Source organism: Bradyrhizobium sp. 17 (assembly GCF_023073515.1).
Lineage (GTDB): Bacteria > Pseudomonadota > Alphaproteobacteria > Rhizobiales > Xanthobacteraceae > Bradyrhizobium > Bradyrhizobium canariense_D.
In genome coordinates this window covers 5392-8835 of record NZ_JADPJQ010000062.1, presented here as the reverse complement: position 1 = coordinate 8835, position 3444 = coordinate 5392, and the positions used below count along the sequence as shown (strand labels likewise).

Genomic DNA, 3444 nt, shown 5'->3' with positions numbered 1-3444 from the left:
TTTCCTCGTTCGAGGTAACTTTCTTGGAGTTCTTGACGAGGTCGGCGACCACGGCTTCCACGGCCAAGTCGATACCGCGCTTCAGATCCATCGGGTTCATGCCGGCGGCAACCGACTTGGCGCCTTCACGAACGATCGCAGCCGCGAGCACGGTTGCGGTGGTGGTGCCGTCGCCGGCCGCGTCAGCCGACTTGGAGGCGACTTCGCGCACCATCTGCGCGCCCATGTTCTCGAACTTGTCGTCGAGCTCGATCTCCTTGGCGACGGTGACGCCGTCCTTGGTGATGCGGGGAGCGCCGAACGACTTGTCGAGCACGACGTTGCGGCCCTTGGGGCCGAGCGTCACCTTGACGGCGTTGGCGAGGATGTCGACGCCACGCAGCATCTTGTCGCGTGCATCGACGCCGAATTTGACTTCTTTAGCTGCCATCTGGATTTTTCCTTAGGTGTCTAGCTGGGTGGTGAGAGGGGGCTGTTAGGCCGCCTTCTTCTTGGAAGCGGGGACGTCGAGGACGCCCATGACATCGCTTTCCTTCATGATCAGCAGATCGACGTTGTCGATCTTGACTTCAGTGCCGGACCACTTGCCGAACAGCACGCGGTCGCCGACTTTCAGGTCGATCGGGATCAGCTTACCGGCTTCGTCGCGACCACCCGGGCCGACAGCGACAATTTCGCCCTGCGAGGGCTTTTCCTTGACGGTGTCGGGAATGATGATGCCGCCAGCGGTCTTCTCTTCTGCGTCAATGCGCTTGACCACGACGCGGTCGTGAAGCGGACGGAATTTCATGCAGTTCTCCTAAGCTTTTTGTGGTTATTGGCAATTGCAATGGGCGAGTGCTAACCGCTTCTTACATAAGCCTGTGACGCTGGGGCGCAAGGGCATCGGGCCGCGCAACTCGAGTTTCTCGAGCTTGGCGGCGATTGCAAGCAGACGAAGTAGCATCCTGTTAGCGCGCGCGGGCGCAGACGACCATCATCGATCAAGGTTGTCATGATCCTTGCGTCTACGAAGGCGGTGTTCAAGGCAAGGCCCGGCCGCGAAGAACCATGAGTGGAAGTTGCTTCTGCCGGCCATTAACGCTGCCGATTGTCAGGATGCTAAGGCTCGGTTCGCTTTGGCCTATTTAAAGCGGCTTCATGCGTTCGGGGTCAGTTGCCTGGTGCGCCTCGTAGATCCGCGGTAAGCACGCCAGCATTTTTGCCTTTAGGCTACTGGCCTCAATAAACTAAGGGTTTTCGCCCCAATGAACGTTCTGCAGCGTGCTGGTGCTGTTGACGAAAAATAGCCTAACGTGCTCGGCTTTTCGCGAAACCGCAATGAGGTCGGATCCGGCTGCTGCGACTCCGGCTGCGACGGCAAGTGAAGGCGTGCTCCAGGTGGCGGGCACCGCATCAGGCCGAGGAGCCCACCAGGTTGTCCATACAGAGCTGTCCGCCTCCTGCCAAAAAACCTGGAGACGTTCGTTCCATGAGTTCGGAACGGCCAATGCAGAACCTGAACGAGCAGTGCGCCCAGCAGCGATGGCAAAGGGTGCCGACCAAAGCCCTTTCGCGGTATTCCAGAAACTGGACATTGGAGAGCGACTGACCTTATCGATCCAGAATACGTCTAGTTGTTCATTGTTGCGCGAAACGAGAGCGATCGCGCCATCCGCAATTCCAGCAGGAATTATTCTTTGAGGTGGCTGAAACCCAAGTTGATCATCAACGGATAATTCCCAAAACGCGCCCGCACCATCAACCACGATTATGAAGATGCGACCTGCACGAGGCACTGCTGCTATGGCCACAATCGGCCGCTGCCAATTGGCACGCGTGTTAGCAGCGACCCAGCCAACCGCCCCATTTGAGGCGACAATCTCTAGGTCGTCTTCTTTACCCGCGAAAAACACCGCGACGTGCTGGTCGTTGAGCGACGATGCAACCAGGGGCGATGAAGTTACCGGTGGCATCGCAGCCGAATTTGCTGGACGCACAGGATTCCCCACAGGCGGGCGAAAACCTGGCAAAAGCCAGATCGGTCCGGTAGCAGCTGTGCCTGGTTGAGCGATTGTGGTCGAAAAACTGCTTCGGATAAAATTGTCGCTACCGACATAGAAAACATTCGCGGTGCTGATGCTTCTGGCCGAAACGGCGACATTTGAATCGACGCGCGCATCGTTCGCCGGCTTCGGGCCCACAAACTCAAGAATATCGCTGCCCTTGTTCTCGTCCAGGTCCGTCTGGTCCCAGACGCTGATCTGCAGCGGCGCATTAGCTGGTCCAGGAACTCCGCGGCTGGCCAGCACGATCGCTGCTTCGGGCAGAGCCGACGCGGCGATTTTCACCACTCCCGTCCCGTTCGGCACCGGCCGCACAACATTCCAGGTCGGCATTGGCGGCGATAGCACTCTGATGTAGGCGGCATCAGGTCCGTCTGGTGCGTCCAGCGTCAGCTCTATGACATCTGGTCGAAGTGTTCCTCTGATGTTCGCGAAGGCTGCGCCGGCCCCACCGGTTTCATTGCCCCAGCTTCCAGGGATGCTGTGCGGCGTGCCCCACCCAGTAATGGGGACGCCATCGCGATCAAGATCTTCGCCAATCCGAACAAATGCATTGTTTGCTCCATCCGGATTGTCGATCCAGAACACCAGCATGTCCGGGCGACCGTTACCCCGCGTGTCCACGACGCTAATTCCGAGACCGCTGCTTGAGAAGCCTACTGGGTGTGGCACGGACATTTGGTCGGACCAAACCGCAACTGAACCATCCGCCGCGATGTCATAGCCAATCTTATAATAGATGGTGTTTTCACCATCAGGGTTGTCAATCCAGGCGAGGATCAGATCGGCGCCGCCGCTACCGTTAACGTCGAATAGAGCGCAGGCAACCTCTTCAGTCGTGTTTCCGAAATGACCGGGCACGGGAAAGTTGCCTGTCCACGTTGGAGTCAGCCCGTCCTCTCCAAGATTATAGCCCACTCGATACAGCAGCTGGTTTTCGCCCGAGGGATCGTCCATCCACATCATCACCATATCGAGCGATGAGCGTCCGTCCGGAAGGAGCCCGTGAATGAAGCCGGTGGCAAGCCCCAATCCTTGACTATCGTTGCCAAGTGGACCGCCCATGGCGATAGGGGGACTCCATCCACCGCGGGGATTTCCGTTGGCGTCTATATCGTATCCGACGCAGTAATAAGCGGTGTCGGCCCCGTCGGGATTGTCAATCCGCCCGACAATGATATCTAACGTTGTGCCTGAGCGACTTAGATCAACGACCACCACATCGGCACCGCTGGTTGAGTTTCCAAAGCACCCAGGCACCGGGATAGGCGGGGCGCCCTTCAGCGCCTGTATACGCTCGATATCATCCGCGGAGAGACTTCGAACCCCCTGATTAACGGGATACATCGCTGATTCGAGGTTGGTGGAATGCTTCAACCCAAGATAATGACTCACCTCA

Annotated in this window: 3 protein-coding genes; all 3 read right to left on the bottom strand. The window is 58.0% G+C overall.

Annotated elements, in window-relative coordinates; all coding sequences use genetic code 11:
- Window positions 1-430: TCP-1/cpn60 chaperonin family protein (locus IVB13_RS09650; protein ID WP_276578341.1), on the bottom strand; the 430-nt coding region annotated here is incomplete at its 3' end.
- 45 nt (window positions 431-475) lie between these two features.
- Complete coding sequence (locus tag IVB13_RS09645) at window positions 476-790, bottom strand: co-chaperone GroES (protein WP_247338897.1); 315 nt, start codon at window positions 788-790, stop codon at window positions 476-478.
- A gap of 439 nt (window positions 791-1229) precedes the next feature.
- Window positions 1230-3444, bottom strand: a 2215-nt coding sequence (locus tag IVB13_RS09640) for a hypothetical protein (RefSeq protein WP_247488634.1), incomplete at its 5' end; no start/stop codon positions are given.